15 protein-coding genes are annotated in these 26276 nt (G+C 66.5%); 4 read left to right on the top strand and 11 right to left on the bottom strand.

From position 1 onward, the window contains the following. Positions 1 to 6: 6 nt before the first annotated feature. The 5 genes from J3S28_RS18535 to J3S28_RS18515 form a co-directional block, all read right to left on the bottom strand. On the bottom strand, positions 7 to 5889 hold the full coding sequence (locus J3S28_RS18535; RefSeq protein WP_207842218.1) for a non-ribosomal peptide synthetase: 5883 nt from the start codon (positions 5887 to 5889) through the stop codon (positions 7 to 9). Between the two features lie 79 nt (positions 5890 to 5968). Further along, the gene (locus J3S28_RS18530) at positions 5969 to 6712 is read right to left on the bottom strand and encodes an MTB12 C-terminal domain-containing protein (protein WP_207842217.1); all 744 of its coding nucleotides are present in this window, start codon (positions 6710 to 6712) and stop codon (positions 5969 to 5971) included. Between the two features lie 115 nt (positions 6713 to 6827). Continuing rightward, complete coding sequence (gene nbtC, locus J3S28_RS18525; RefSeq protein ID WP_207842216.1) at positions 6828 to 9899, bottom strand: nocobactin polyketide synthase NbtC; 3072 nt, start codon at positions 9897 to 9899, stop codon at positions 6828 to 6830. Next, positions 9892 to 11253 carry a beta-ketoacyl [acyl carrier protein] synthase domain-containing protein gene (locus tag J3S28_RS18520; protein WP_207842215.1) on the bottom strand — a complete coding sequence of 454 codons (1362 nt, stop codon included), beginning with the start codon at positions 11251 to 11253 and terminating at the stop codon, positions 9892 to 9894. The genes nbtC and J3S28_RS18520 overlap by 8 nt, the downstream gene beginning before the upstream one ends. Before the next feature lie 10 nt (positions 11254 to 11263). Continuing rightward, positions 11264 to 12064: a thioesterase II family protein gene (locus tag J3S28_RS18515; protein WP_207842214.1), complete on the bottom strand. Its 801-nt coding sequence runs from the start codon at positions 12062 to 12064 to the stop codon at positions 11264 to 11266. 101 nt (positions 12065 to 12165) lie between these two features. Between J3S28_RS18515 and J3S28_RS18510 the strand changes: the two genes are divergently transcribed. Then, positions 12166 to 12828, top strand: coding sequence for a GNAT family N-acetyltransferase (locus J3S28_RS18510; RefSeq protein WP_207842213.1), 663 nt, complete (start codon positions 12166 to 12168; stop codon positions 12826 to 12828). Between the two features lie 17 nt (positions 12829 to 12845). Here the strand turns inward: J3S28_RS18510 and J3S28_RS18505 are convergent, their stop codons facing one another. From J3S28_RS18505 to J3S28_RS18480, 6 genes are read right to left on the bottom strand one after another with little or no spacing between them, the layout of a single operon-like run. Next, positions 12846 to 14162, bottom strand: a complete 1317-nt coding sequence (locus J3S28_RS18505; RefSeq protein WP_207842212.1) for a SidA/IucD/PvdA family monooxygenase — start codon at positions 14160 to 14162, stop codon at positions 12846 to 12848. 3 nt (positions 14163 to 14165) lie between these two features. Then, positions 14166 to 17669: a non-ribosomal peptide synthetase gene (locus tag J3S28_RS18500; protein ID WP_207842211.1), complete on the bottom strand. Its 3504-nt coding sequence runs from the start codon at positions 17667 to 17669 to the stop codon at positions 14166 to 14168. Position 17670: 1 nt separating this feature from the next. Next, complete coding sequence (locus J3S28_RS18495; protein ID WP_207842210.1) at positions 17671 to 18495, bottom strand: ABC transporter permease; 825 nt, start codon at positions 18493 to 18495, stop codon at positions 17671 to 17673. Further along, positions 18492 to 19304, bottom strand: coding sequence for an ABC transporter permease (locus J3S28_RS18490; RefSeq protein ID WP_207842209.1), 813 nt, complete (start codon positions 19302 to 19304; stop codon positions 18492 to 18494). Before J3S28_RS18490 ends, J3S28_RS18495 begins: the two co-directional genes overlap by 4 nt. After that, positions 19301 to 20290: an ATP-binding cassette domain-containing protein gene (locus J3S28_RS18485; protein ID WP_207842208.1), complete on the bottom strand. Its 990-nt coding sequence runs from the start codon at positions 20288 to 20290 to the stop codon at positions 19301 to 19303. Before J3S28_RS18485 ends, J3S28_RS18490 begins: the two co-directional genes overlap by 4 nt. 3 nt (positions 20291 to 20293) lie before the next feature. After that, positions 20294 to 21658 (bottom strand): salicylate synthase, encoded by a 1365-nt coding sequence (locus J3S28_RS18480; RefSeq protein WP_207842207.1) that lies wholly within the window; start codon positions 21656 to 21658, stop codon positions 20294 to 20296. 208 nt (positions 21659 to 21866) lie between these two features. Here J3S28_RS18480 and J3S28_RS18475 point away from each other — a divergent pair, with 208 nt between their 5' ends. The 3 genes from J3S28_RS18475 (at position 21867) to thiD (ending at position 26253) form a co-directional block, all read left to right on the top strand. Continuing rightward, a complete protein-coding gene (locus tag J3S28_RS18475) occupies positions 21867 to 23489 on the top strand; it encodes a (2,3-dihydroxybenzoyl)adenylate synthase (protein WP_207842206.1) in 1623 nt (540 codons plus the stop codon). Positions 23490 to 23617: 128 nt separating this feature from the next. Beyond that, complete coding sequence (thiC, locus tag J3S28_RS18470; protein WP_237341783.1) at positions 23618 to 25375, top strand: phosphomethylpyrimidine synthase ThiC; 1758 nt, start codon at positions 23618 to 23620, stop codon at positions 25373 to 25375. 35 nt (positions 25376 to 25410) lie between these two features. Further along, complete coding sequence (gene thiD / locus J3S28_RS18465; protein WP_207842456.1) at positions 25411 to 26253, top strand: bifunctional hydroxymethylpyrimidine kinase/phosphomethylpyrimidine kinase; 843 nt, start codon at positions 25411 to 25413, stop codon at positions 26251 to 26253. Positions 26254 to 26276 lie beyond the last annotated feature (23 nt).

Here is a 26276-nt window from a genome sequence, read left to right as displayed (position 1 = left end):
CTCCGGTCATGATCCGGGTTTCCAGTTGGCCGTGAGAGCGGCCAGTGCGTCGTCGCTGAGTCCGGACGCACTCATCGGTGCATAGGTGAGGGTCACCGGCTCCGCGGCGGCCTCCACCTCGACTGGCGGATTGGCGAGCGCGTCGTCGATGGCGGCCGCGAGTTCTGCGATCGAGTGATGATCGAAGATCATCTGCGGGGTCAGTGGCAGGCCGTCGGCCGCCGCCCGCCCGGCCATCTGAATGGAGATCACGCTGTCGCCGCCGAGCGCGAAGAAGTTGTCGTCGCGGCCCACGTCGTCGATCTCGAGAAGTTCCCCCAACAGGTCGCACATCGCCTTCTCCGTGGCGGTCTGGGGAGCTTCCCCGCCACCTCCGACACCGGCGACTGCCACGTCCGCGGCGGTGATCTCGAAAATCAGGCGTCCGTCGTGGTCCCACTTGGCTCGATCCCCGCTACGCAGCAACCGCGACCCGGGCGCGTATGGATTCGACACCCACTCACCGACGGCGGTCTCCGTACCCGCCAAGTACACCTCACCGAACACACCGACCGGTGTCGGCGCCAGCGACTGGTCGAGGATCAGCACCGACGCCCCGGGCGCCGGACGGCCCGACCGCTTCCCGCCCATCTGACCCACCACGGCCACAGATCCGAAATCTGCAGGCGCATAGTAGTAATGACTGGTCGATCTCTCGGACAGTGCCGAGAGCACCTCGGCCAGGGAAGCCGGTCCGCCCGGCGACGACGCAACCCAGCTGCGTACCGACGGCATCACGGATGTGCCTGAATGAGCAAGGAGCGCCAACACCTCTGGCTCCGCGACGACCCGCTCGGCCGAATGCCTGGCGATGAGATGTGCCAGCGCAACCGGATCATCTCGCTCTGCATCGGTTGCCAGGACCACTGTTGCCGACCCGGCGAGTCCTGCGAGCAATTCGGCAGTGCCCGCAGGCGACGCGGGCGACGCCGCGATCAGTCGCACGCCGACAGGCCCGTCGACTGCATCCGGCCCACCGGTCGAGGCGGGCCCGTCGCCTCCGGCCGCGCGCGCGAACACCTCGCGGACGTCGGCGAATCCAGCAGCATCGCCGGACCGCAGTTCCCCATAGGTCAGGGACTGCGAACCACGCACCACGGCAACCGAATCAGGGCTCTGCCGTCCAACAGCGCTCAGTCGCGCAGCAAGAGCGCCGGGAGTCACGTCTGCGCCGCGACTGTAGGTGCCGAGCACCCGCTCCCGTTCGTCCGGCGACTGCACGTCCATGCGCCGGACCTGTTGATCGACGTCGTCGGCGAATGCCGCCAGCACACGCATCAGCCGCGCAGCGAGTAATTCCGCACCCTCCCGGGTGTACAGATCGCCCGCGGCGACCAGACGTGCACCCAGTCCACCGCCTGATTGTGAAGCGAAGATGATGTTCAGATCCAGGAACGAGGTCTCGAACTCCACCGGCAGCAGAGTGAGCGTGGTGTCCCCGGATTCGGTGAACGCCTGGCTGTCCGGGGCGCTGTAGTCGTCCCGGAAATGCATCATGACCTGGAACAGTGGATTGCGGGAACGGGAACGCCGCGGGTTGAGTGCTTCGACCAGGCGCTCGATGGGCACGTCCTGATTGCTGTAGGCACCGAGTGCGACGTCGCGTCCCCGCAGCAGGACCTCGCGGAGCGAGAGTTCACCACCGAGGATGTTGCGCAACACGACCATGTTCGCGAACAGTCCCACCAGATCCGTGGTCACCTCGTCGGTTCGGCCGGCGACGGGCGTACCGATCGCGATGTCGTCGCCGCCACCGAGCTTGTGCAGCAGGGTCGCGACGGCCGATTGCAGCACCATGAACTCGCTGACGCCGATCGTGTCGGCCATCTCCCGTAGGCGGGTACGCAGTTCCGCCGGCACCGAGAACGACACCACTTCACCCGTCTTACCGAGTACCGCCGGTCGTGGGTGATCTGGCGCCACGGTGATCTCGTCGGGTGCACCTGACAAGGTGGTTCGCCAATAATCGATCTGGGCCGCACCCACCTCGACCGACGCTCCATCGCCATCGAACAGGTCACGCTGCCACAATGCGTAATCGGCGTACTCGATCGGGTGCTGCACCCAGTCAGGGCCCGTCCCGTGCGCGAGGCGATGTCGGTAGGCGATACCGAGATCGGACAACAGCACCCCGAACGACCAGTGGTCGATGACCATGTGATGCACCAGGATCGACAGCACGTGCGCGTCGTCACCGAGCACAAAGAGGTGCGCGCGCAGTAGCGGCTCGGATTCGACTGCGAAGTTGTACTGGGCGATCGCCTCGAGGTGCGCGGCCAGCTCCATCTCCGATTCGGCGACCGACTCACCGCCGAGCACCGTGATCGGTAGCGGCACAGAGGCGATCGGCCCGATCAGTTGGTACGGAATACCCTCGTGTTCGGGAAACGTCGTGCGCAGGGCCTCGTGGCGCGCCACCACATCGCCCATGGCGGCAGTGAGCGCAGTCGCGTCCACCGGGCCGTCGATTCGCACCGCCATGGGAATGTTTCCCACAGCACTCGCACCCTCGAAACGCCGCGCGAACCACATCGCGAGCTGCGAGTACGACAAGGGAACGCGTTCAGGACGATCCCGCTTCACCAACGGCGGCCGTTGCGGTGTCGTTGCGCCACCGATCGGTTCGTAGTCGTCGTCAGCAGCATCGAGGTCGATACCGAACTCATCGCGCACCTGCGCGACGAGCCACGAGGCCAGACCGGCGACCGTGGGGGTGTCGAAGGGCGCGCGTACGTCGATGTCCACCCCGAACTCGGTACGGATCTGCGTCACCAGGCGGGCGGCGAGCAGCGAGTGCCCACCGAGTTCGAAGAACGAATCGTCGGCACCGATGGAATCCCGGCCGAACAGCTGCGTGAACAGCGCCGCCACGCGGATCTCGGTGCCCGTCGCCGGCGCGCGGAAGACTCGCGGCGCCGCGTCGGCCGGGTCCGGAAGCGCGTCCCTGTCCAGTTTTCCGTGCGCGGTCAGCGGCACCTCGTCGATCACGGCGAATGCGCTGGGCACCATGTAGTCCGGCAGGACCGCGGTTGCGTGTTCGCGCACCGAATCGATGTCCACCACCGCGCCGCGCTCACCGACGAGGTAGGCGGCCAGCGCGGGTCCCACGTTGGGATCCTCGGTCACGATCACGAGCGCACGGGCGACTGCCGGGTGGGTGGACAGCGCGGCCTCGACCTCACCGAGTTCGATCCGGAATCCACGAATCTTCACCTGCTCGTCTGCTCGGCCGACGAACTCGATATCGCCATCGACGTTGCGCCGAGCCAGATCCCCGGTGCGGTACAGCCTGCCACCGGGTCGCATCGGATCGGCGACAAACCGTTCCGCAGTCAGCGCCGGGCGGCCGTGATAACTGCGCGCAAGCTGATCACCGCCGATGTAGATCTCACCGACGACTCCGGCCGGAACAAGCTGCAGTGTTCGATCGAGCAGATATACCGACACATTCCGGTTGGGCACCCCGATGGGGACCACTCGCACACCCTGCGGGCCATCGACCGGGTAATGCGTTGCGGCCACCACGGCTTCGGTCGGACCGTAGTTGTTACGCAGTTGCGCGTCGAACACCGTCCCGAACTTGTCCGCCACCTCACCGGGCAACGCCTCTCCGCCGACCGGGATCTGCCGCAGCGTGGTCCATTCGTTCACACCCGGCAGTAGCAGGAACATGCTCAGCATCGACGGGACCATGTGCATGACCGTCACCCGCTGACGCACCAGCAGATCTGCCATGTACGGAATATCTTGGAGGGCATCGGGTTTGGGAACAACAAGAGTGGCGCCGAGGGTCAGGGTGCAGAAAACCTCGAACAACGACGCATCGAAACTCACCGACGACGTCTGCACGAGCCGGTCGTCCGCGGTCATCCCGAACTGAGCGTGAAAACCCGACAGGTGGTCCGCGATGGCCACGTGCGGTACCGAGACACCTTTCGGCTTACCGGTCGAGCCCGACGTGTAGATGACGTACGCAAGCGCCTCCGGCAGCAGGGGCGTCACCCTGTCCGCATCCACGGGATCGGCAACCGAGAGGCCGCCCGCAGCGCGCTCTGCTGCTGCGAGTTCGGCTGCGCCCAGTACGAGTTTCGGATTCGCGTCCTCGATCATGAAGGCGATGCGGTCACCCGGGTAGGACGGGTCGATCGGCAGGTACGCCGCACCTGCCTTGAGGACCGCTGTCGCCGCGACGACGAACTCCACCGAGGCCGCGACCTCGAGGGCGACGATGTCCTCGGGACCGATGCTATGCGTACCGATCAACCAGTGCGCCAGACGATTTGCGCGACAGTTGAGGTCCTGGTACGTCAACACGACGTGATCGTCGGTGACCGCAGGGTGGTCCGGATGCGCAGCGACCCGGGCCTCGATCATCGCGGGCAACGTTGTCGCGGCCGAGGGGACCTGCTCGCCCAGCGATCGTTCGATCACCTCGGCCCGTTCGTCACCGAGGATGTCCAGCTCACCGATCCGCCGGTCCGGCTCGGCCACGGCGCCGCGGAGCAGATCCACGTAACCGGCGAGCATCCGGTCGACTATCCGTCCGTCGAGTACATCGGCGAAGTATTCCGCCTCCACATGCGCTCCGTCGTCGCCGAGCACCACAGTCAGCCCGAGGGGCAGCTGGGTCACCGAACTGGTCAGCTCCAGTTGCTCGGCACGCACGTCGTCCAGCGCGAAGCCGACCGCACTCTTTCGGGTGGAGAAGCTGAGTCGCACAATGTGTTCGAGCCCATCGCTGCCGCTGACACGGTCGGGGTTGATCTCCCGGACCACGCGATCGACCCCGATGTGCTGGTGCGCGAATCCGCCGAGCGCCTCGTCACGGGTGGCGGCGACCAGATCCGCGAAGGTCCCGTCGGGACGCACACTCGACCGCAACAGCAGGCTGTTGCCGAAGTAGCCGATCAGCGACTGCGCAGACGCGGCGCGATCCACGATCGGTACGGCGACCAGGAAGTCGTCGCTACCGGTGTAGCGATTGACAACAGCGTTGAACGCCGCCAGCAGCACCGCGAACGGTGTGCTCGACTGCTCCCTCGCGTACCGGGTGACGGCGTCGATCACCTCGGACGGGATATCGCGCCTGCCGTGCCCTGCGGTCTTCGCTGCGGGACCTGCATTCTCGGCCGGGAGTTCGAGCCACTCGGGCGGCGGGCGCAACTTCGAGCGCCAGTATTCGATACCCGTCGTGTCGTCGACTTCGCTCAGGCGTCGACCGAGCACCTCGACGTCGACGAACTGTGCCGTCGGGGCCTGGGGCTCGGATCCGGCGTTGTAGGCGGCGTTCACCTCGCCGAAGAACACCTCCCAAGAATCGTCGTCCCAACAGATGTGATGCACCACGAAGATGAACGCCCACTCGTCGACATCTGTGCGCACCAGGCTGATCCGCAGGAGCGCGTCCGAGCTCAGGTCGAATGAGCGAGAGAACTGTCGTCGTGCGAGCACCTCGAGTCGGCGGGCCCGGCCCTGCTCGGGGAGCTCGGACAGATCGTGTTCGCTCCACGGCACGTCCACGTGCGCCGCGGCGACCTGGTACGGAGTTCCCGAGTCGTCGACGCCGTAGGAGGTGCGCAGGATCTCGTGTCGCTCGACGACCGCATTCACCGTCGCACGCAGCTTGTTCGGGTCCAGAGCACCCGTGAGTCGGTATGCCACACACACATTGAGCGTGGTGTCGGCCGGGTCGCGGTGTTGGACGAACCACAGCCGCTGCTGGCCGGGAGCCAGCGGCGAGCGTTCGCCCGGTACCCGGACCGGTACCGGCGCGGTCTCTGCACTCAGTCCGCGTTCACGCAACCTTCGGCGCAGCAGCTCTTTTCGTCGCGCAATCACATCTTCTGACATCTGACGGCCTTTACTAATCTTTCAGCTGGTGTGGGCAGAGTCGGGCCGCCACGAAGAGATCAACTATCTCCCCTGGGAGTTACAGGGAGCAGGGGACCTGCGCGTAGGCCGCGATCTCGCAGGCGCTGGTGTTCGACAATTTCCACTTGCCGTCTTTCCAGACCCAGGTGAGACCCATCGTCGCGTCGTTGAATCCGGGTGAGCGAAGCACCAGGTTGGCGGTCAGCGTGTTGCCGCTGACGTTCACGGGGCCGGCGATCCACCATTTGAGTCCCACGGGCTCGAACGTACGCAGAGTGCTGCCGATACCTTCGCCGACCGGCACCGCCTTGGCGCCACCCTCGAGCTCATCTGCCTTCTGACCACTGGACCCGTTCAGGACGGTCTTGAGCTTGCTGTTCAGTTCGTCCGTCGACAGCGCGGCGGGTGCATCAACCTGTGGTTCCGTCTCCGCTGCCGGTGCCTGTGTGGCTGCCGGGGCCTGCGACTGCGGGGCCGCATAGCCGCCACCTCCCGATGTTCCGCCGCCCACGGCGGGAGCCGGAGCGGCTGCGGGAGCCTGGGTCGTCGGCGCGGGCGCCGGAGCCGCAGGCGCCGTGGTCTGTGCGTTTCCGGCGACCGGCGCGGTCCCCTGCTGGTTGGCGGCGGAACCGAGATTGACGACGGTCGGCTGCGCGGCCGTGGCGCTGGAGTTGTCGGAGTCGACGGCGAACAGGACTCCGACCACGCCGATCGAGACGATCAGGGCCGAGATGATCGCCGACACACCAGCGGCGACGAACACCGTCGGCATGTTGACACCTGAACTTGGTTTCCCGGTCACTGCATCTGCCTTCTACTCACATCTGGTCCGCAATTATGGTTCGGCTCATTCAACCACGGTGGTTACCGAAATGGTAAGCCTGTCCTTACTAGCGTCCAGGTGTGCCGGCCATCTGTCAGCCGACCCGGCTCCGGGACTGCTCGTCCATCAACGCCACGACCTCGTCCAACGACGCGCCACCAAGGATGGCCTCGATCGGAAGGTCCCGGTTCAGTTCTGCCTTCACCCGTTTCCGGAAGTCGAGGGCCTGCAGCGAGTCGAGTCCGAGCGCCACCAGCGGCATCGACCGGTCGATATCGCCTCCGTCGATGCCCATCACCCGGTTCAGTTCGGCGACAACGAGTTCTGCGAACGAGAGCGCAGGCAACTCGGTGGCCGGAGCACGTGGACCGGTTGCGACAACCGGGGGCGGGGTTGCCATCACCACCGGTTCCGGGACAAGCCCCTCGATCAGCGATCCATGCCCGAACGCCGATACCAGGGCATGCACCTGCGCCCAATCCGCCGCGGCGATGATCGAGTCACGCTGCCTGCCCTCGAAGGCGACTGCCAGCGCATCTGCCGGCCTCATCGGGACGACGCCCGCGCCCTCGACCCTGTCGACGGCCGCCTGATCGAGCGGACCTTGCACACTCCACAGTCCCCACTGCAGCGCGTAGGCGTCGATGCCCTGGACCCGCAGCGTGCGGGCCAGGATATCGAGAAGCCGATTGGTCACCGCGTACAGGATCTGACCGCGACCGCCCAGTGACGCCGCGATCGACGAACACAGCAGCACCCGGCAGTCAGCGGTGAGCGGGAACGATCGCAGCACGTTGGCGATGCCCAGCACCTTCGAGGAGGCGGCCTCGGTGACCATCTCCGGCGTGATGTCGTCCAGTCCTGCGTCGACGTAATTGACGGCGGCATGGACGAGCACCCCCGCCGGAAGGTTCTCGTGTGCCGCAGCGAACTGGAGCACGGAGGACTCTTCGCCGACGTCGCAGGAGGCGACGACGATGTCAGCATCTCCGAGCGCCCGGATCGCCCGCAGTCGCGGTTCGATGGCCGCACTCGCGCCGGTGCGGCTCAACAGAGTGATCCGCTCGGCACCCGCGCGTGCGTAGTGCTCGCAGAACTCGAGTCCTAGTTTGCCGGTGCCGCCGACGATCACGACGTGACTCAGATCCTCGGTCGCGGGCCGTGGGTCGGTTCCGGGCGCATCGGACTCTGCGTAGACCAGTCGTTTGGCGTAGATCTTGCCCCCACGCAGCGCGAGGTCCGATTCGCCTGCCGTGTGCAACGCACCGACAACCGTTCCCGCGGGCGCGTCCGCCGGAAGATCCAGGTGCCGGAACACCGTGGTCGGGAATTCGGCGGAGAGACAACGGAATCCCGCCGCGGCGCCTGCGCCGAACAGCTGCGGGAGCTCGTCGTCGGGCAGGACGGACTCGCCGTTCACCGTGACCAGCCAGCATTCGCCGGCACTCCTCGCGACGTCGGGCAGCCACTGCGGGTCTCCGAAGAGCTGTGCCAATCCGGCCACTGCGGTCGGGAGGTCGACGCTCGGCAGGGCCGGTAGCACGACAACCACCGAATCGAACGTTCCCTCGACAACCCCCGCCTCGTACAGGGTGGCGGTCGCGCCGTGGTCGGCGGCCGTGGCCATGAGCCCTGCAGCGAAATCGGGACGGCCATCGCCGTGTTCGACGATGAGCAGGGATCGCGGTGGACCCAGCTTGCGACGCTGCAGCCGCGTCCAGGTCTCGACCACACGACGCGGATACTCGGGCGTCATTGCCGCACCACGGGGCTTCTCGCCTGGAGCGAGGTGAGACGCCCACAGCGACGTCGCCTTCATCTGCACCCCCGGAAAGTCTCGCAGGGGCAATGGCGGCGGGACCGCTTCGTCAGCGACAGCCAGTGCTTCCCAGCGGTATCCGGTGTCGTTGACCGCGACCGTGGCGAGATTTCTCGTGAACTCGGAGAGGTCGACAGAGCTACGGCGCGAGGTGCCGATGACCGGGATCGTCGCATCAGGTGCGGTGACGCTGATGTTCTCGCCGATGGCCAGCATCAGGGTCGGATGTTCGGCGATCTCGATGAACGTGTCGGCGCCACCGATGATCGCCGCCCCGACCGCGAGATCGAACCGGACCGGATTGCGCAGATTCCAGAACCAATAGTCGGAGAGCAGGTAGTCGGTCGTGACCTGCTTGCCGAGCGTGCCACCGACACAACCGATGTCCGTCTCGAGAAACGCCTGGTTCTCGAGCTTGTCGCCGATCGCCTCGCCGAGCTTGGTACGGAACTTGGCCACTATCGATGTGTGCGCGGGATAGTCGACCCGGATCTCCTTGGCGAACTTGCCCTGCGCTGTCAGGGCTTCGACCATTTCGATGACCGTGCCGCGGTCACCCGAGATGCACAGGATGTGGGGTGAATTCACGACGGAGAGCTCGGCCCATCCGGAGTTCGCGGCGAGCATCGCCTCACATTCGTCGCGGTCGATGGCGACGACGGCCATCGAATAGCCCGTCGGCGAGAACTCGACGACCAGGTTCGCCCGGCTGGTCACGACGTGGATGGCGTCGGCCAACGACATCGCCCCGGAGAGGTACGCCGCAGCGATCTCGCCTTGGCTGTGCCCGACCGTGGTCGCCGGTTCCACTCCTGCTGATCGCCACATCTCCGCGAGCGCGACCATCTGCATCAGCAACGCCGGCTGGACGATCCGGATGTCCTCGCGCTCGTCGGATTCCTCTCCGAGCAGGTAATCCAGAGGCGAGATGTCGTACAGCTCCGCGAAGAGCGCATTGCTGTTGTGGACGGACTCGCGGAACACCGGCGAGAGGTCGTAGAACAGCCTGCCCATCCCCGGTCGCTGGCTGCCCTGACCCGGGAAGATGAATCCGGTGGTGCGCTTGGCAGCTGCGCCTCTCCCGACGACCACGTCCGCGTGGTCCGCACTCTCGGCCAGGGCTTCGAGCGCTTCGGTCAGCTGCGCGGTGTCGGTGGCCAGGACCATCGCCCGGTGTCGCCGGACGACCCGGGTGCGCATCAGCATCGAGGCCACGTCCCCGACCGTCACCTCCGGGTGCCGGTGCAGGTAGTCGGCCAAGGATGCGGCCTCGGTCCGCAACAGCTCCGCCGAATCAGAGGACACGATCACCGGGACACGGCCGTCGGGCAACCGGTAGCTAGGCATGTGAGACCTCCGCGGCAGTGTTCGCACGTTGGGACGGACTCCGCGGACCGACGTCAGCCGGCACGGGCATTCCGATGATCGCGTGGGCATTGGTGCCGGACACCCCGAAGGAAGAAACGGCGCCGTATCGAACGCCGTTGGTGGGCTCCCAGTGATCGAGACCGTCGGCCAGACGCAGGGCCGAAGCGTCCCAGTCGACCTTGTCCGTGGGATCGTCGGCGAACAGGCTCGGTGCCGTCTGACCGTGATCGCCGCACAGCAACACCTTGATCAGACCCAACATCCCGGATGCCGCCTGGGCGTGCCCGGCGTTCGACTTGACCGATCCGAGCTTCACCTCAGACGCACCGGACTTGCCGTAGGTGTTCTGCAAGGCGGTCAGTTCCATCGGATCACCGAGCGGGGTGCCTGTCCCGTGTCCTTCGATCAAACCGACCTCGCGGGGTTCGATTTGGGCTGCCAGCAACGTCTTTCGGATCAGTTTCTCCTGTGCCGAGGCACTGGGCACCACGATGGGCATGCCTTTGCCGTTGTGGTTGATACGGGTCGCTTCGACCCTGCCGTACACCCGGTGCCCCATGGCCCGAGCCCGGGATTCGCGCTCCACGATGACGACACCGGCGCCCTCACCCCACAGGGTGCCGGTGGCGTTGGCGGCGTAGGAACGGCAGTGCCCGTCGGAGGCGAGACCGTTGTTCTTGGAGAACTCGTAAAAGGCTGCCGGGGAACCCATGACGCAGACACCACCGGCGATCGCCCAGTCGCACTCATCACCGCGAACCGCGCCCGCAGCCAGGTGCAGGGCTGTCAGCGACGACGCACATGCGGTGTCGACGCTGACGGAGGGGCCGATGAGCCCGAGGCTGTGTGAGATCCGACCGCTCGCGGCGCCGAGGGCGGTACCGGCGATGCGGTGCCCGCTGAACTCATTGACCGCTGCGGCGCGAGGGCCGTACTCGCTGATCGAGACGCCCATGTAGCAACCGACCTCTTCACCGTCGAGCGCCCCGGGATTGATGCCCGCATGCTCGAGAGCACGCCAGGCGACCCGCAGTGCCACCCGCTGCTGCGGATCCATGGCGACCGCCTCGCGGGGGCTGATGCCGAAGAACAGCGGATCGAATTCGGTTGCCGCGTCGAGGAACCCACCGGCATCAGCGACCTTCGTCCACCCGGCGACGCGATCGAGCGCGAGGACCTCCTCGATGTCCCAGTCCCGGTTGCGGGGGAATGCACCGATCAGTTCGTGTCCGCCGCGCAGGGCGTCCCAGAACGACCCGAGGTCGTCGATACCACCGGGTGCCTCCACGGCCATCCCGGAGATGACGATGGGATCGGCTGTGTCATCGGTCATGTCAAGGTTCCTATCGGTACATCGAGGTCTGGGTCACCGAGGTTTGGGACACCGAGGTTGGGGACACCGACGGCTGGGGCGCCAGGAGTTCTGCGATCGGATCCCGGTTCTCGTCCAGATAGAAGTGGCCGCCGTCGAAGACGCTCACCCCGCTCTCCCCGGTGGTGTGTGCGGACCAGCCGTACAGTTCGCGGGGTTTGATGAAGGGGTCTTCGGCCCCGCCCAGCGCCTGGATCTCGGCGGCGACGGTGACGTCTGCCGCGCAGGAGTATGCGTCGAACGCGCGGTAGTCCATCTTCATGACCGGCAACGCCATCCTCATCAGATCAGCACTGGCCAACACGTCACCGCCGGTGCCGTTCAGTGCCGACAGATGGGCGAGCAACTCGGGGTCTTCTGTGGGGTGCGGCGGCAGATTCTCGACCTGCGACGGCGCGACCGCGGCCGAGACCCCGAGCAGTCGGACCTCGATACCGGCGGCCTCGGCGAGCCGGACGAATTCGAACGCGACGATCGCCCCCATGCTGTGTCCGAAGACCGCGATCGGGACCTGTCGATTCCATCGGGACGACACGAACTCGCCGAACGCCCCCCGGGCGAGTTCAGGCAGGGTCTGCGCCGGTGCTTCGCGGGCGCGGTCCTGTCGACCGGGGTATTGGATGATCGCGACATCGAGATCCGCGCTGAGCTGCTTGGAGAACGCCCGGTAGGTCGACGCGCCGCTTCCCGCATGCGGGAAGATCAGCAGAGGCGGATTGTCAGCCGAGACGGGTTTGTGGAATTGCCTGATCCATCCGAGATCACGTGACATTGGGTGGTGCTCCTCATATTCGGCGGCGGTGCGGAGGCCGCGAGGCCTTGACGTAGGCTTTCGTTCATTGACCCCATGCACGTGAACGGAGCACCCCCGACATGACATCGCACGTCCTCAAACGTGAAATCGTCGATGTCGGTGACGACATCCGGGCGGCAGGCCCCCCGGTGGTCCCGACGTTCACCACTCCGTATTCTCTCCGGCTGGTCGATCCGGACAGTGCGGATCCCGACACCATCGCGTCGTGGATGTCGTTGCCGCACCTGGTCGAATCGTGGGAGCAACCGTGGACGCGTGAGGAGTGGCGCGCCGACTCGGCGGCCCGGTTGGCGGGAGACTACTCGCGACCGTGCATCCTCGGTGTCGACGTCTCGCAGCTCGACGGGTTCGACGCGACGCCGTCCGGCGCAGACCTCACTGTCGGCAGTGCCGGGGTGACCGATGTCGCCTACGTGGAGTTGTACCGTGCCGCCCGCGACGAGAACGCCCGGGTGTACGACGCCAACCCCTGCGACATGGGATTTCACATCGCCACCGGGCCAACAGAATTCATCGACCGTGGCGTCATCTCGGCCTGGATGGCACAGCTCGCCGACGCCATCTTCGCGGCGGACCGCCGGTGCGACACCATCATCGTCGACCCCGACCACCGCAACACCCGGATGCGGCGGGCGTTGCAGAAGCGGGGGTACACCGAACTCGGGGAGTTCGACGTACGGCCCGGTCGTCGGATCGCGCTGCACACCATGAGGCGTTCCTGACACAACGCCGCGGCCGTTCACCGGCGCCCCGATCGGGCCTGTGAACGGCTGGCGCTCCTGGCTTTTGCGTCGTCCGACCGCAGCACGCGGTTGGAGAGCTCGCCGAGGCAACTGAGATTCGGGAATCCGGGTCCCTGGGCGAACCCGGCAAGGTTCGGCAGATACAGCTTGGGTTCCAGACCGGTCACGGCCAAGTCATATCCGATGGACAGCTCGAGACGTTCGGAATTCAGCGGCCAGCCGATCGCCAACTCGAGCAGATCTGTTGTGGCCGAGTCGAACAGGTCCATGAACCACAGAGGCTGACCACCGGTCGCATCGACCACCAGGTCGAAGGTGTGTGCCTGCGCGGCACGCAGTTCGTTGTGCAGGGTCAGGGCGACCGAACCGTTCTGGTCGGCCACCCGGACAACCCTGCCCTGCAGATGATGCACCCGGGCGTCGCCGATCAGGGTCTCCTGTACCCGGACGGAGAACACCCCGCGGTCCGTCCGCCGGATGACGTCGCGGCGTTCGACGGTGCTCAGCGCGGCCCACTTCGACGGGTCGCTGAACAGAGCGTTCTCGAAGAAACTCTCACCGCGGGTGTAGATCGTCGCCGTCGGCGAGATCACGGAGATCGTCATCGCGTCATGACGGATGAGCTCGTCGAGTGCAGACCCCGCAGTCTCGCCGCCGCCGATCACCGCAGCCCGCGATGAGGGCGGGATCTCTCTGCGGCCGGCCAGATTCCAGAACTCGGCAATGCTCAATACCTTCGGGTGGGAGGCCAGCGCCCGGTCACTGCGACCGGGTCCCGACATCATCAGCCCGTCGGCCTGCAGGGTGCGTGCCGTGCCATCTGCCGATGTCACCTGCACGGTCCACCCGGCACCGTCCGAGGACACCGACGTCACCGTGCCCACCACCAATTCGAGGTCGATCTTCTGGGCGACCCACTGGAGATACTTCGCCCAGTTGTGGTGAGGGGGGTTGGGCCTGCCACGGTCGATCCACTCCGCGTAGGTGCCGCGGTCCACCAGGAAAGACGACCAGCTGTACGCCATCATCGCGGCGTTGATCTTCTGATTGTGGCCGGGCGCGATGTTGGAGCGATAGGGGAACCCGATATCTTTCTCCGGACTGGTCCCGAGGCGGTGCCGCCCGTCTGTCCAACCGCCGCCCGCCTCCCAGTTCCCGCCGACCGCATGGGAATCGACGGCAATGACCCGTGGTGCCGGCAGACCCAGATCGCGCATCACCGCGGCCTTCGCCGCGACCGCCAGCGCTTTGGGGCCGGCACCGACAACAAGCAGCGTGTCCACCGGTTTCGGGGTCGTCGAGTCTTCGGTCATCTTCTACTCCGCCACCAATTGCGAGAGGTCGTCATCGTCGAGCGCAAGGACATCGAGGTACATCTCGGCGACGCGTTCGAGCCGATCGCCCGAGTTGTCCGACACCGCCAGGCGATCGGCGATCGTGGCGATGGTCCGTCCGGAGAACACGTCGGCGACCCCGGCCCTGGGCGCGTCCAGCCACTCCCGGATGCGGGCGATCAAAGTGGTCGCCAGTACCGAATCGCCGCCGAGAGAGAAGAAATCGTCACCTCGTCCCACCACGTCGACGCCCAGCAACTCGCCCACGATCTGCGCGAGCGCCCGTTCGAGCGCAGTCCGGGGCGCTTCGAATGCGTTCTCGTCCTCACCGGACTCGAGCTGTGTCTGCACTGCCCGCCGGTCGAGTTTGCCGTTCCTCGTGATCGGGAAGACCTCGATGATCAGCAGGTGCCCGGGGATCATGTAGCCGGGCAGCAATTCCCGCAGACCTTCGAGGACCACGTCATGATCCAGTTCGACGCCCGGCTCGGGTGAGACGGCGGCGACCAGTTTCGGTGCGGCCGTCGTGATCACCGACGCGACGGCGCGGTGCACACCCGGCAACAGCCGCAGGGCGCCCTCGACCTCGCCGAGTTCGACGCGGTACCCGCGGATCTTGACCTGATGGTCTGCGCGGCCGAGGAATTCGAGGCAACCGTCCGGCCAGTACCTGGCCAGATCGCCGGTGCGGTACCAGTTCTGCCCGAACTTTCGGATGAACCGGTCGGCCGTCCGTTCGGGATCGTTCCGGTAGCCGAGTGCGACACCGGCGCCACCGATCCACAGTTCCCCGGTGACCCAATCCGGACAGTCGTTGCCCGCCGCGTCCACGACCCTGCACTGGACGTTGTGCAGCGGCACCCCGTAGGGCACGGCCGCCCAGTGGGCGGGCGGGTCGACGGTTTCACAGATCGTGGCGTGGATGGCGGTTTCGGTTGTGCCACCCAGCCCGGCGACGCGGACGCCCGGGGAGAGGGCCGCCATGCGCCTGGGCAGGTCCACACCCACCCAGTCCCCGCCGAGGAACACCGCTCGCACCGACGTCAGGGCGGTACTGCCGGCCGGCGTCGCATTGAGCAACATGTCGAGCAGGCTCGGGACGCAGGCGAGCAGGGTGATCGCGTACCGATCGATCAAGTCGACCCAGGTGTCCGGGTTCGCACGTTCGGCATCGGTGAGGGTGACCACGGTACCTCCGACCCCCCACAGTCCGAAGATGTCGTAGATCGAGAGGTCGAACTCGAGGTTCGACACGAGCAGCGCGCTGTCGGTGGCCGTGACCCCGAACCGATGATGCAGATCCTCGATCGTGTTCATCACCGCGCGATGCGGTACCTGCACACCTTTCGGGACCCCGGTGGAACCGGAGGTGAACAGGACGTACGCCGGCACCTCCGGATCCGGGATCACCGCGTGCGCAAGCGGATTTCGATGACCGGCGGCATCGGAGTACGACAGCGACACCACTGCCTCCGGTTGCTGCCCGGCCGTCGCGTCCACGCCGAGCCAGGCCACGACGTCACCGGCGGTGAGAATGTGCGCGCGCCGGGCGGCGGGCTGGTCGTGTCCGACGGGGACGTATGTGGCACCGGCGGCCAGGATCCCGAGGGTCGCGATGAGCTGGTCAGGACCCTTGGGCAGCTGGACGGCGACGGCCTGTCCCTGCCGTACCCCGGCGTCGCGCAACGCCCCCGCCACCGCCAGGGCTCGCGCGGACACCTCGCGATAGGTCAGCATCCCGTCGGCACCGAAACGTACTGCAGGTGCATCCGGGGTTGCCTGTGCCCACCGGAAGAAGCCCTCGTGCAGAACATCATCGCTGGTCGGGAAGTCGGTGGCATTGACGCTGTCCCGTACCGCGCGCTGGTCGAGCGGCAGGTGACCGGTGGTGTCGGCCTCCCACGCGGCACCCGACATGGTCAACCGGTCGACCGCGCCCCGATAGTGCGCGAACATCGCGTCGATCACGCCGGGGCAGAATGCTGATTCCCGGACGTCCCAATTCAGCAACAAGCCGCCGCGCAATTCGGTGACCTGCGCATCGAGCAGCACCTGGGGGCCTTGCGACACGATCCATTCGGGTTCTCCGAAGGTGGCCACGACCTCGCTGGAGAAGAGCTCACCGAGATTGATGGCGCTGGTGTAGACGACAGGCGCGAGAACCTGTTCACCCCGCTGCCTGCCGAGATCGCGAAGCACTTCCAAACCGCTGTACGACGCATGCGAGCCATTGGCGTGCATGGTCTTCTGGATCTGTCGCGCCCGATCGACAATGGTGGTCGGAGCGGAGGCATCGACGTCGAGCAGCACCGATGTGGTGAAGTCGCCGACGAGGTGGTCGACATCGGGGTGCGCCGGCTCGCGATGAAACAGGGGCAGGTTCAACAGGAACCGCTGGGCGCTGGACCAGCGTGCGATCGACTCCGCAAACACAGAGGCAAGCGCCATCGCCATCGTCACACCACGTTCCTGGGCGGCCGCTGCGAGCGCTTCCTTGGCCTCGGCGTCGATCCAGTGGTGATGGCGGACGACGTGACCGGAGTCCGTACGCTGCGACTGCGGAATGAGGGGAAGTGCCGGTGCAGCAGGTAATTCCGAGAGGCGCTCGGCCCACCAGTCCCGGTCGCGATCACGCGCTGGGTCGGGGTTGGCGCTGCGCCATGTCAGATAATCACGGTAGGTGAAGTCGACCGCGGGGATCCGGGCCCCGTGATACAGCGCGGCGAGGTCGGCGAGCATCGTGCGATAACTCGTCGCATCGCCTGCGATCATGTCGACGTCCACGTGCAGCCGGGTCCGGTTCTGCGGCAGCAGCGACAGCGTGATGTCGAAGACCTGGCCGTCCGAGATGGGCAGCACCTGATGTGATTTCGTGTCCCGGATCGTGTGGAGCCGCTGGTCGAGCTCATCGCGGGCGAGATCGCGAAGGTCGACCACGGAGAACACCTCGCGCCCCGGGGCCGGCAGGATCCGCTGGGTACCGTCGGGCAAGATCTGCGCACGCAGCATCGGATGCGCCGCCGCCAGTGCACCGACCGCTGCGCGCAGCACCTCGGGATCGACGCCGGACCCGTCGAATTCGACGTAGAGATGTGCCGCGACCCCACCCAGCTCCTGACCATCCGATCGCCCGATCCAGTAGGCGTGCTGCATCGGCGCCAGCGGGAACGACTCGGTCGACGCCGAATCGACCCGGGGTGCAGCGATGTCCGCGACGGTGGGCTCTGCTGCCACCCCGATCAGTTCGGCCCAGGCCGCGATGGTGGGGGCCGCTGCCAACTGGGCGAAATTCACGTCATGACCCCGTTTTCGCCACGAGCCGGCGATCTTCATCATCCGGATCGAGTCCAGGCCGAGCCCGATCAGGTCTGCGTCGACCGCGACGTCGTCGACCGCGATGTCGAGCTGCGCAGCAACCTGCTCACGGATCTGACTCAGTCCCAATGCATCCGATGCGTTGTGTCCTGTCACGACGGTATTCCTCATTTCAGCTGTTCTCCGCAGCTCTGCGATAGCCCCTGACGGCCAATCCCCCGAACACCACCGTCATGCCCGCCACCCACAACAGCGTGAGCGCCAGGGGCGCCGCGATGGCGCCGCCCTCGGTGAGGCTGGACATCGTGTCGATGGCCGGACTCATCGGCTGGTATCGGACGATCGGTTGCAGCCATCCCGGATATTCGGTGACCGGGACGAATCCGCTGTTGAAGAAGAGCATCAACAGGAACAGCGCGCCGAGGTGGGTGACGATCTGTTTGCCGGAGGAGACGGTGGCGAGAGCGATCACGAGCACCGCCCAGCCGAGCGAACACAGCATCGCGACGCCGATGGCCGCCACCCCCAAAGCGATTCCCTGCTCGAACCGGAATCCCATGGGGATGGCCACCATGAACAAGATGATCGTGCCGATCCCGGTACGGACGATCTCTGCCAGCAGCCGCCCGGTGATGAAACCGATCCGCGGCACCGGCAACGTCCACAGCCGCCCGAGCAGCCCGCTTTCGCGCTCGGCGGTCAGACTCAGACCGGTCGAGACGGTGCCGAACATCGTGCCCACGAGGGCGACGAGCCCGACGTTGCCGTACACGCTGTCACCACCGCCCATCGCCGTGACGGTCTCACCGAGAACGAGCTGGAACATGACGAGCAGGAATGCGGGGAAGACGATAGCCTGCACCACGACAGCAGGATCGCGGGACCACGCTCGCAGCAATGCCGCGGCATGCACCGTGCTCTGGGTGCCGAGACCGACACGGCTCCGAGTGACGGAAGATGCGGTGGCAGCGACTGAAGCCGTCTGCGCCTGACTCATCGACTCGCCGCCCGGCGACCGACCACACCGGCGGCCACGCCTCCGGCGACCAGCAGGCCGACAGCCCAGATGGTCGGTGCGGTGGCGTCGAATTCCGATCCGGTGGACAGTGCCCGTAGCGCGTCGGCGAATTGAGAAACCGGCGAGTTGCGGACCACCGGTTGCACCCACTCCGGGAACGCCGCAGCCGGCACGATGCCGGTCGAGAGCATCACCAGGATCAGCTGCGGGATCATCAGAGCCTGTCCGACGCTCTCCGCGTTGGTGATCACGGACCCGAGCGCGTCGGTGAGCAGGCTCAGTGCCAGGGCGAAGACCACGACCAGGAGTACGAACACCGCGATCCCGACTGCCGTCGTATCGAAGCGGAACCCGAAGACGGAACCGATGATGAGGCCGCCGGATGTCGAGACCAGCGACATGACGATCACCACCGACATCCGGGCGAGGATGGGTGCAGATCGGGAGATGGGCAACGACGTGAGCCGGTCGCGCACGCCGGCTGCGGCGTCGATGCCCGCGTTCTGCGCAGCCATGATCGCGGTGAACAGTCCTGTCTGCAGCAGGATCACGGGCGTCAGATACTGCGCGTAGTCGATGCCGGACCGCTCGAACTGTCCGTGCAGCGGAACATAGAAGCACACGAAGAAGATGACCGGGGTGAGTGCACCGGAGATCAGATCACCGTCGCGCCAGGCCGAACCGATCGAACGAGCCGAAAGGACCTGCAGCGCAGGCCCGAAGCGAACGCTCGTACGCACCGCTGCGTTGCTCGCCGGCGCGCGGTCGATCTGGGCGGCGAGGCTCACGGCACAACCGACCCGATATCGCCGGTGGCGCTGTCGACGGGCTGGGGGTCGATCCCGGTCAGCCGGAAGAACACCTCGTCGAGCGAGGGTCGGCGCAGGCCGATGTCGAACACCTCGATCGAGTGGTCCTGCAGGCGGGCGATGACGTCGGCGACGGTGGCCATCCCATCCGGCGCTGCCACCCCGAGACGTGGATGCGCTGTGGCGGCGGTACTGTCGCCGTTCTCGATCAGCGCCAGCCCGGCCAGTGCCGTTCGCGCGCGATTCAGATCGGTCGGATCCTGCACATTGATCTCGCAGATGGCCCCACCCGCCCGGGCTTTCAGGGTTTCGGAGGTGCCCTCGGCGACCACGTGCCCGTGATCGAGCATGACGATCTGATCGGCGAGCCGGTCGGCCTCTTCGAGGTACTGGGTGGTGAGCAGCACCGTGATGCCCTGGGTACGCAAAGTGGAGACCGTCTCCCAGACCGACTGCCTGCTGCGGGGATCGAGTCCGGTGGTCGGTTCGTCCAAGAACAGCACCTGCGGCCTCGTCACCAGCGCACAGGCGATGTCGACCCGGCGACGCATGCCTCCGGACAGCGTGCCGATCCGTCGATCGATGAACTCCTCGAGACCGAAGTCGCGGGCCACCTCGCCGATCCGCGCGCGGACCCCACGCCTGCTCAACCCGGTCAGCCGACCGAACATCGTGAGGTTCTCTCTGGCCGTGAGCGATTCGTCCAACGACGCGTACTGCCCGGTCAGCGATATCAGTTCCCGCACGCGGGCGGGATCGCCGACCACGTCGAATCCACCGACGGTTGCGCGACCACCCGTCGGTCGCTGGAGCGTCGCCAAGATCGACAACGCAGTGGTCTTGCCACTGCCGTTCGGACCCAGCAATCCGAGCACGGCACCTTCAGGGACCGCGAAGCTCACCTGGTCGAGCGCTCGGATCTCTCCGTAGTCCTTGACCAATTCATCAATGACAACTGCCGACACAGTTCACCTCTTGTCCTCACGGCCGTGGTGCAGCTCGCGCTCGACGAGATACGGCGCGACACTGCCGAGTTTCTCGCAGGTCTCTTCGAACTCACGGTCCGGGGACGACTGCCCCACGATCCCCGCGCCCGCCCGGATCCACGAACGTCCGTCCTCACGGAAGACGGTGCGCAGGGCCAAGGTGGCTTCGAGTTCGCCTTCCGACGATGCGGTCAGGACCGCACCCGAGTAGAGCCCACGGCGGGTGGCCTCGAGGCGGTAGATCGCGTCGACCGCAGCCGCTTTCGGGATTCCGGACGCGGTGACCGCCGGGAACAGCGCCTCGAGTCCATCCCACGGTCCGAACTGCGGAGCCAGTGTGCCTTCGACCGTCGAAGCCAGGTGCTGAACGCTTCCCCGTTCGCGGACGACCATGAACTCGGTGACCGCGGTGGTGCCGGGGACGGCCACGGACTGGACCTCCGCGAACGAGGTACGCACCGACACCGCGTGTTCGACGATCTCTTTGGCGTCGGAGATCAGCTCGGCACGTGCCGACCGATCCATCTCGTCCGATCGGCCGAACGCACGGGTGCCCGCCAGCGGTTCGGTGACCAGAGTCCCGGCAGCATCGACGGCGCCGACGAGCTCCGGGCTGAACCCGGCGGCCTCGAGGCCGCCGAGTCGCAACAGGAACGACCTCGCCGGGTTGTTGTTCCGGCGACCTTCGGCGTAGGTGGCCGCGACATCGACGTCGAACGGGACCTCTACCGCGCGCGAGATGATGACCTTCTCATAGTCGCCGCGGTGGATCTCGGCGACGGCGGTCGCCACCCGCGCGCGGTAGTCGGAGGTGTCCTCGTGGACCGGCAGGGGGCGCGGCACCACCGCATCGGTGTGATCGGTGTCCGCCGCGATCTGCCGCAGGCGCGCCTCGGTGGCCGTGTCGGCACCCTCGATGCGTATCCCGTCGTTGTCGATCCAGGCCTCGAACTCCGGCACGATGAGGTGCGCGAGGACACTGCCCGCAGCGAGATGATGGCCGGCGCCCAGCCCCGGGGCACAGAAATCGAAGCCCACCCAGCCATAGACGCGCCAATGTGGGAACGGCAACTCCGCCAACGCCTTCGCGATCACGGCCGCGGGTGACCCGGTCCATTCGCCGACAGTCTCTCCGTCGCCGGCGATGGTGGTGATCGTCTCGGTGGTGAGCGTGAGCTCAGCGCGGTGGCCTCCGGCGAAGACCCATCGGTTCTCACGCTCGTAGACCACATGGTCGGAACTGATGCCCGCTGCGGCCCACGCAGCGCAGACCTGCGCCGCATTCATGGTGCCGACGACGCCGGAGTGGGTGTGATCGTTGTTCTCGGTGTCGATGATGGCCGTCATCGCGGCACTCCCGCGGCCCATGCTTTGCTCATGACATCCTCTGCTCACCGCATCACGCGACCGTGCAACACTTAGGCTTGGCTAAGTTCAGCTTGAAGGTTAGCCTAAGCAAAGCGGGGCGCCAAGTCTCTTGTGGCGAAGCGACGCCGGTCCGGAGCCGACTTCGGCCCCGGCCAACCCCGTAGGCCCCCCAGCGAGGAATCAACGCATGCCTGACGTCACCTCTTTCGGCGATCTCACCAGCGGTTTCACCGATCACCCCGGTCCCGCCGCCGCGCGCTACCGCGACCTCGGTCTATGGCTGGACCTACCGCTGTGGCGGGTGCTGTGGGACCAGGCCGATACTCGTCCACAGGCGGCTGCGGTGTCCGATGCCGACCGGACCCTGACGTATCAAGAGTTCGTCGGCGCCGCGCAGGCCCGCGCCGCGGGTTTCCTCGACGCCGGACTCCGCGCGGGTGACCGCGTCATCCTGCAGAACCAGAACTCCGTGGAGTTCGCGATCAACCTGTTCGGGTTGCTCCGCGGCGGCATGGCCCCGGTGATGACTCTGCCCGCGCACCGGATCAGCGAGATCGCTCACCTCGCGCACACGGCCGGCGCGGTCGGATACATCTGCCACGACGAGAGCAAGGACTTCGACTACCGCGACCTCGCGCGCGAACTGGTCACCCGGGAGCCCGCGGTGCAGAACATCTTCGTGACGGGTGACCCCGCCGAGTTCTCCCCGTTGCCCGATGGTGACGCCGAGTCTCTGCGGGACGTACCCGCACCCGACCCCGATGCGCCTGCCCTGTTTCTCGTCTCCGGTGGTACCACCGGTCTACCCAAACTCATCGCACGCACCCACAACGACTACCGGTTCAACGCGCAGCGCAGCGCCGAGATCGCCGCGTTGACCGCGCACGACACCTACCTCGTCGCCCTCCCCGCCGCCCACAACTTCCCCCTCGCCTGCCCAGGACTGCTGGGCGTCCTGTCGGTGGGCGGGCACACCGTCTTCACCGACAACCCGTCCCCCGACAACACGTTCGACCTCATCGAGAAACATCACGTCACCGTCGTCGCACTCGTGCCGGCGCTGGCCCAGGTCTGGACCGCTGCCACCGAATGGGAGCCCGCGGACATCTCATCACTGCGTCTCCTCCAGGTCGGCGGGGCCAAGCTGGCCGAACCCGACGCGATCGCCGCCAACGCCGTGTTCGGCGGCGCTGTGCAGCAGGTGTTCGGCATGGCGGAAGGGCTCATCTGCTACACGCGGGCCGACGACGCCGACGAGGTCGTCACCCGCACCCAGGGCAGGCCGATGAGCGATCTCGACGATGTGAGGATCGTCGACGACAACGGTGTCGACGTGGCCGACGGGTCTGAGGGCGAGTTGCTGGTCCGCGGCCCGTACACGATTCGTGGCTACTACCGCGCCGAGGACCACAACGCGCGCTCGTTCACCGGCGACGGTTACTACCGCAGCGGGGACCGGGTGCGGAGGCTGGCCTCGGGACATCTGATGGTGACCGGGCGCATCAAGGACACCATCGTCCGCGGCGGCGAGAACGTCGCCGCCGACGATGTCGAAGAGAACCTGTTGGCTCACCCGAACATTCGGCAGGCCGCCGTCGTCGGCCTGCCCGATCCGGGCCTCGGGGAGAAGATCTGCGCGGCCATCGTCACCAACGACTCGGCACCCGACCTACCCGCGGTCAGGGCCTTTCTGGCCGACCGCGGGCTCGCGACGTTCAAGCAACCCGACCAGCTGCGGGTGGTGCGTTCACTACCGGTCACCGCGGTGGGAAAAATCGACAAACGCACACTCGTGGCACAACTCACCTGACGCTGGCGTAGGCTGCGTTCGGTAAGCACACACGCACGGGGGCTCTCGCGAACCGAGGGCTGAGATGACGGCAGGCGGCCGTCGACCGGATGAACCTGACCGGGTAATGCCGGCGTAGGGAGAAGCACATGGCCGACGTATCGAATTCTGTTCCCAACAATCGCGAGACGAAGCGGAGCGGAGCTCGACCCGACAATCGCGAGACGAAGCGGAGCGGAGCTCGACCCGACAAACGCGAGACCCCGATCACCACGGGACCGATCCGGGGTAGTTCGAAGACCTACCAGCAGATCGACCACCTGCGGGTGCCGGGACGCCGGGTCCACCTGTCGAACGGTGAGCACCTCGACCTGTACGACACGTCCGGGCCCTACACCGACGCAGACCCCCATCTCGACCTCGAGGCAGGTCTGCCGCGCACCCGCGACAGCTGGAACCGCCTCGCCCCCATCGACGGCGCCAGCACTCAACTGGCCTGGGCCAGAGCGGGTTTGATCACGGACGAAGTGCGGTACATCGCCGCACGCGAGCGGATGAGTCCCGAATTCGTACGGTCGGAGGTGGCGGCGGGCCGCGCGGTCATCCCCGTCAACCACCATCACCCGGAGTCCGAGCCGATGATCATCGGCAAGGCGTTCACGGTGAAGGTCAACGCCAACATCGGCAACTCGGCGGTGTCGTCGTCGATCGCCGAAGAGGTCGAAAAGATGGTCTGGGCGACGCGATGGGGCGCCGACACCATCATGGATCTGTCCACCGGCAAGGACATCCACGCAACCCGTGAATGGATCATGCGCAACTCGCCGGTGCCGGTGGGCACGGTCCCGATCTACCAGGCACTCGAGAAATGCGGTGGCGACCCGGTGAAGCTCACCTGGGACATGTACCGCGACACCGTGATCGAGCAGGCCGAGCAGGGCGTCGACTACATGACCGTGCATGCCGGGGTGCTGCTGCGATACGTTCCGCTCGCCGCGAACCGCGTCACCGGCATCGTCTCCCGCGGCGGTTCGATCATGGCGGCGTGGTGTCTGGCACACCACGAGGAGTCGTTTCTCTACACACACTTCGACGAGCTGTGTGAGATCTTCGCCCGCTACGACATCACCTTCTCACTCGGCGACGGCCTCCGCCCCGGCTCCATCGCCGACGCGAACGACGCCGCGCAATTCGCCGAGCTACGCACCCTCGGCGAGCTGACGAAACGCGCCAAAGCCTTTGGGGTGCAGGTGATGATCGAGGGACCCGGGCACGTCCCGATGCACAAGATCGTCGAGAACGTACGGCTCGAAGAAGAGTTGTGCGAAGAGGCGCCCTTCTACACGCTCGGGCCGCTGGCCACCGACATCGCACCGGCCTACGACCACATCACCTCCGCGATCGGGGCAGCGATGATCGCCCAGGCCGGGACCGCGATGCTCTGTTACGTGACGCCGAAGGAACATCTGGGTCTGCCCAACCGCGACGACGTCAAGGTCGGCGTGATCACCTACAAGATCGCCGCGCATGCCGCCGATCTCGCCAAAGCGCATCCCAGGGCACAGGAACGCGACGACGCTCTGTCGAGGGCTCGCTTCGAGTTTCGCTGGAACGACCAGTTCAACCTCGCGCTCGATCCGGACACCGCTGTGGAGTACCACGACGAGACCATGCCCGCCGAGCCCGCGAAGACGGCGCATTTCTGCTCGATGTGTGGACCCAAGTTCTGTTCGATGCGGATCTCTGCTGATGTCCGTGAGTACGCGCGCGAGCACGACCTCGTCACCCAGGAAGACATCGACCGCAAGCTGGCCGCTGACATGGCGGCCAAGTCGAAGGAGTTCAAGGACAAGGGAGCAACGGTGTATCTGCCACTCGCCGAGATCGATACAGCCGCCGCGACATGAGCGACCACGCCGGAGCCCGACGCGCGGAGGCACCTGTGCCGTTGCTGCCGCGCGTACCCCTGGGCCAGACCCCGGTGCGGGTGATGACCATCGCGGGGACCGACTCCGGTGGCGGCGCCGGTATCAACGCGGACTTGCGGACCATGGCGCTCTGCGGGGTCCACGCCACCGTCGCCGTCGCGGCGGTGACCGTGCAGAACACCCTGGGTGTCAGCGGTTTCCATCCGATCCCGCCCGAGGTGGTGGCCGCGCAGATGCGCAGCGTCATCTCCGACATCGGGATCGGGGCAGCGAAGACCGGGATGCTTGCGTCCGGGGCGATCATCGACGCGGTGGTGGACGCCGCGGCGGAGGTCGGCCTCGGGGCCGGCCGCGCGATCCCGTTGGTCGTCGACCCGGTCTGCGCCTCGATGCACGGCGATCAGCTGCTGGCGGACGAGGCCATGGATTCTCTCAAGACACGCCTGATCCCCATCGCCACCATCATCACCCCGAACCTCGACGAGGTCCGGCTGATCACCGGGATCGAAGTGATCGATCGGGCGACCCAGGAGGCTGCCGCCCGCGAACTCCACGCGCTCGGGACGCAGTGGGCCCTGGTCAAGGGCGGACATCTGCGAGGGAGCACCAGTAGCCCCGATCTGCTGTTCGACGGAACCGAGTTCACCGAATTGAGCGCTCCGCGAATCGATACCGGGCACGATCACGGCGCGGGTGACACCTTGGCCGCGGCAATCACATGCGCGTTGGCGCACGATTTCTCGGTACCTGATGCCGTCCGGTTCGCGAAGGCCTGGGTCACCAGGTCATTGTCCGTGGCCTACGCACTCGGGGCAGGACATGGCCCGGTCAACCCGCTGTGGCGGCTCGAGGTCTGAACACAAAACCACCCGCCCCAGGA

Source organism: Williamsia soli (assembly GCF_017377795.1).
GTDB lineage: Bacteria > Actinomycetota > Actinomycetes > Mycobacteriales > Mycobacteriaceae > Williamsia > Williamsia soli.
Note: the sequence above shows the minus strand (reverse complement) of the source record. Positions and strands in the feature narration are given on the sequence as shown.

Excerpts from the sequence above, each read along its gene's own strand:
- J3S28_RS18535 (WP_207842218.1), bottom strand. The coding sequence starts at position 5,889 with ATGTCAGAAGATGTGATTGCGCGACGAAAAGAGCTGCTGCGCCGAAGG.
- J3S28_RS18500 (WP_207842211.1), bottom strand. The coding sequence starts at position 17,669 with ATGAGGAATACCGTCGTGACAGGACACAACGCATCGGATGCATTGGGA.
- thiC (WP_237341783.1), top strand. The coding sequence starts at position 23,618 with ATGGCCGACGTATCGAATTCTGTTCCCAACAATCGCGAGACGAAGCGG.
- J3S28_RS18475 (WP_207842206.1), top strand. The coding sequence starts at position 21,867 with ATGCCTGACGTCACCTCTTTCGGCGATCTCACCAGCGGTTTCACCGAT.
- J3S28_RS18495 (WP_207842210.1), bottom strand. The coding sequence starts at position 18,495 with ATGAGTCAGGCGCAGACGGCTTCAGTCGCTGCCACCGCATCTTCCGTC.
- J3S28_RS18505 (WP_207842212.1), bottom strand. The coding sequence starts at position 14,162 with ATGACCGAAGACTCGACGACCCCGAAACCGGTGGACACGCTGCTTGTT.
- J3S28_RS18515 (WP_207842214.1), bottom strand. The coding sequence starts at position 12,064 with ATGTCACGTGATCTCGGATGGATCAGGCAATTCCACAAACCCGTCTCG.
- nbtC (WP_207842216.1), bottom strand. The coding sequence starts at position 9,899 with ATGCCTAGCTACCGGTTGCCCGACGGCCGTGTCCCGGTGATCGTGTCC.
- J3S28_RS18480 (WP_207842207.1), bottom strand. The coding sequence starts at position 21,658 with ATGACGGCCATCATCGACACCGAGAACAACGATCACACCCACTCCGGC.
- J3S28_RS18510 (WP_207842213.1), top strand. The coding sequence starts at position 12,166 with ATGACATCGCACGTCCTCAAACGTGAAATCGTCGATGTCGGTGACGAC.
- J3S28_RS18520 (WP_207842215.1), bottom strand. The coding sequence starts at position 11,253 with ATGACCGATGACACAGCCGATCCCATCGTCATCTCCGGGATGGCCGTG.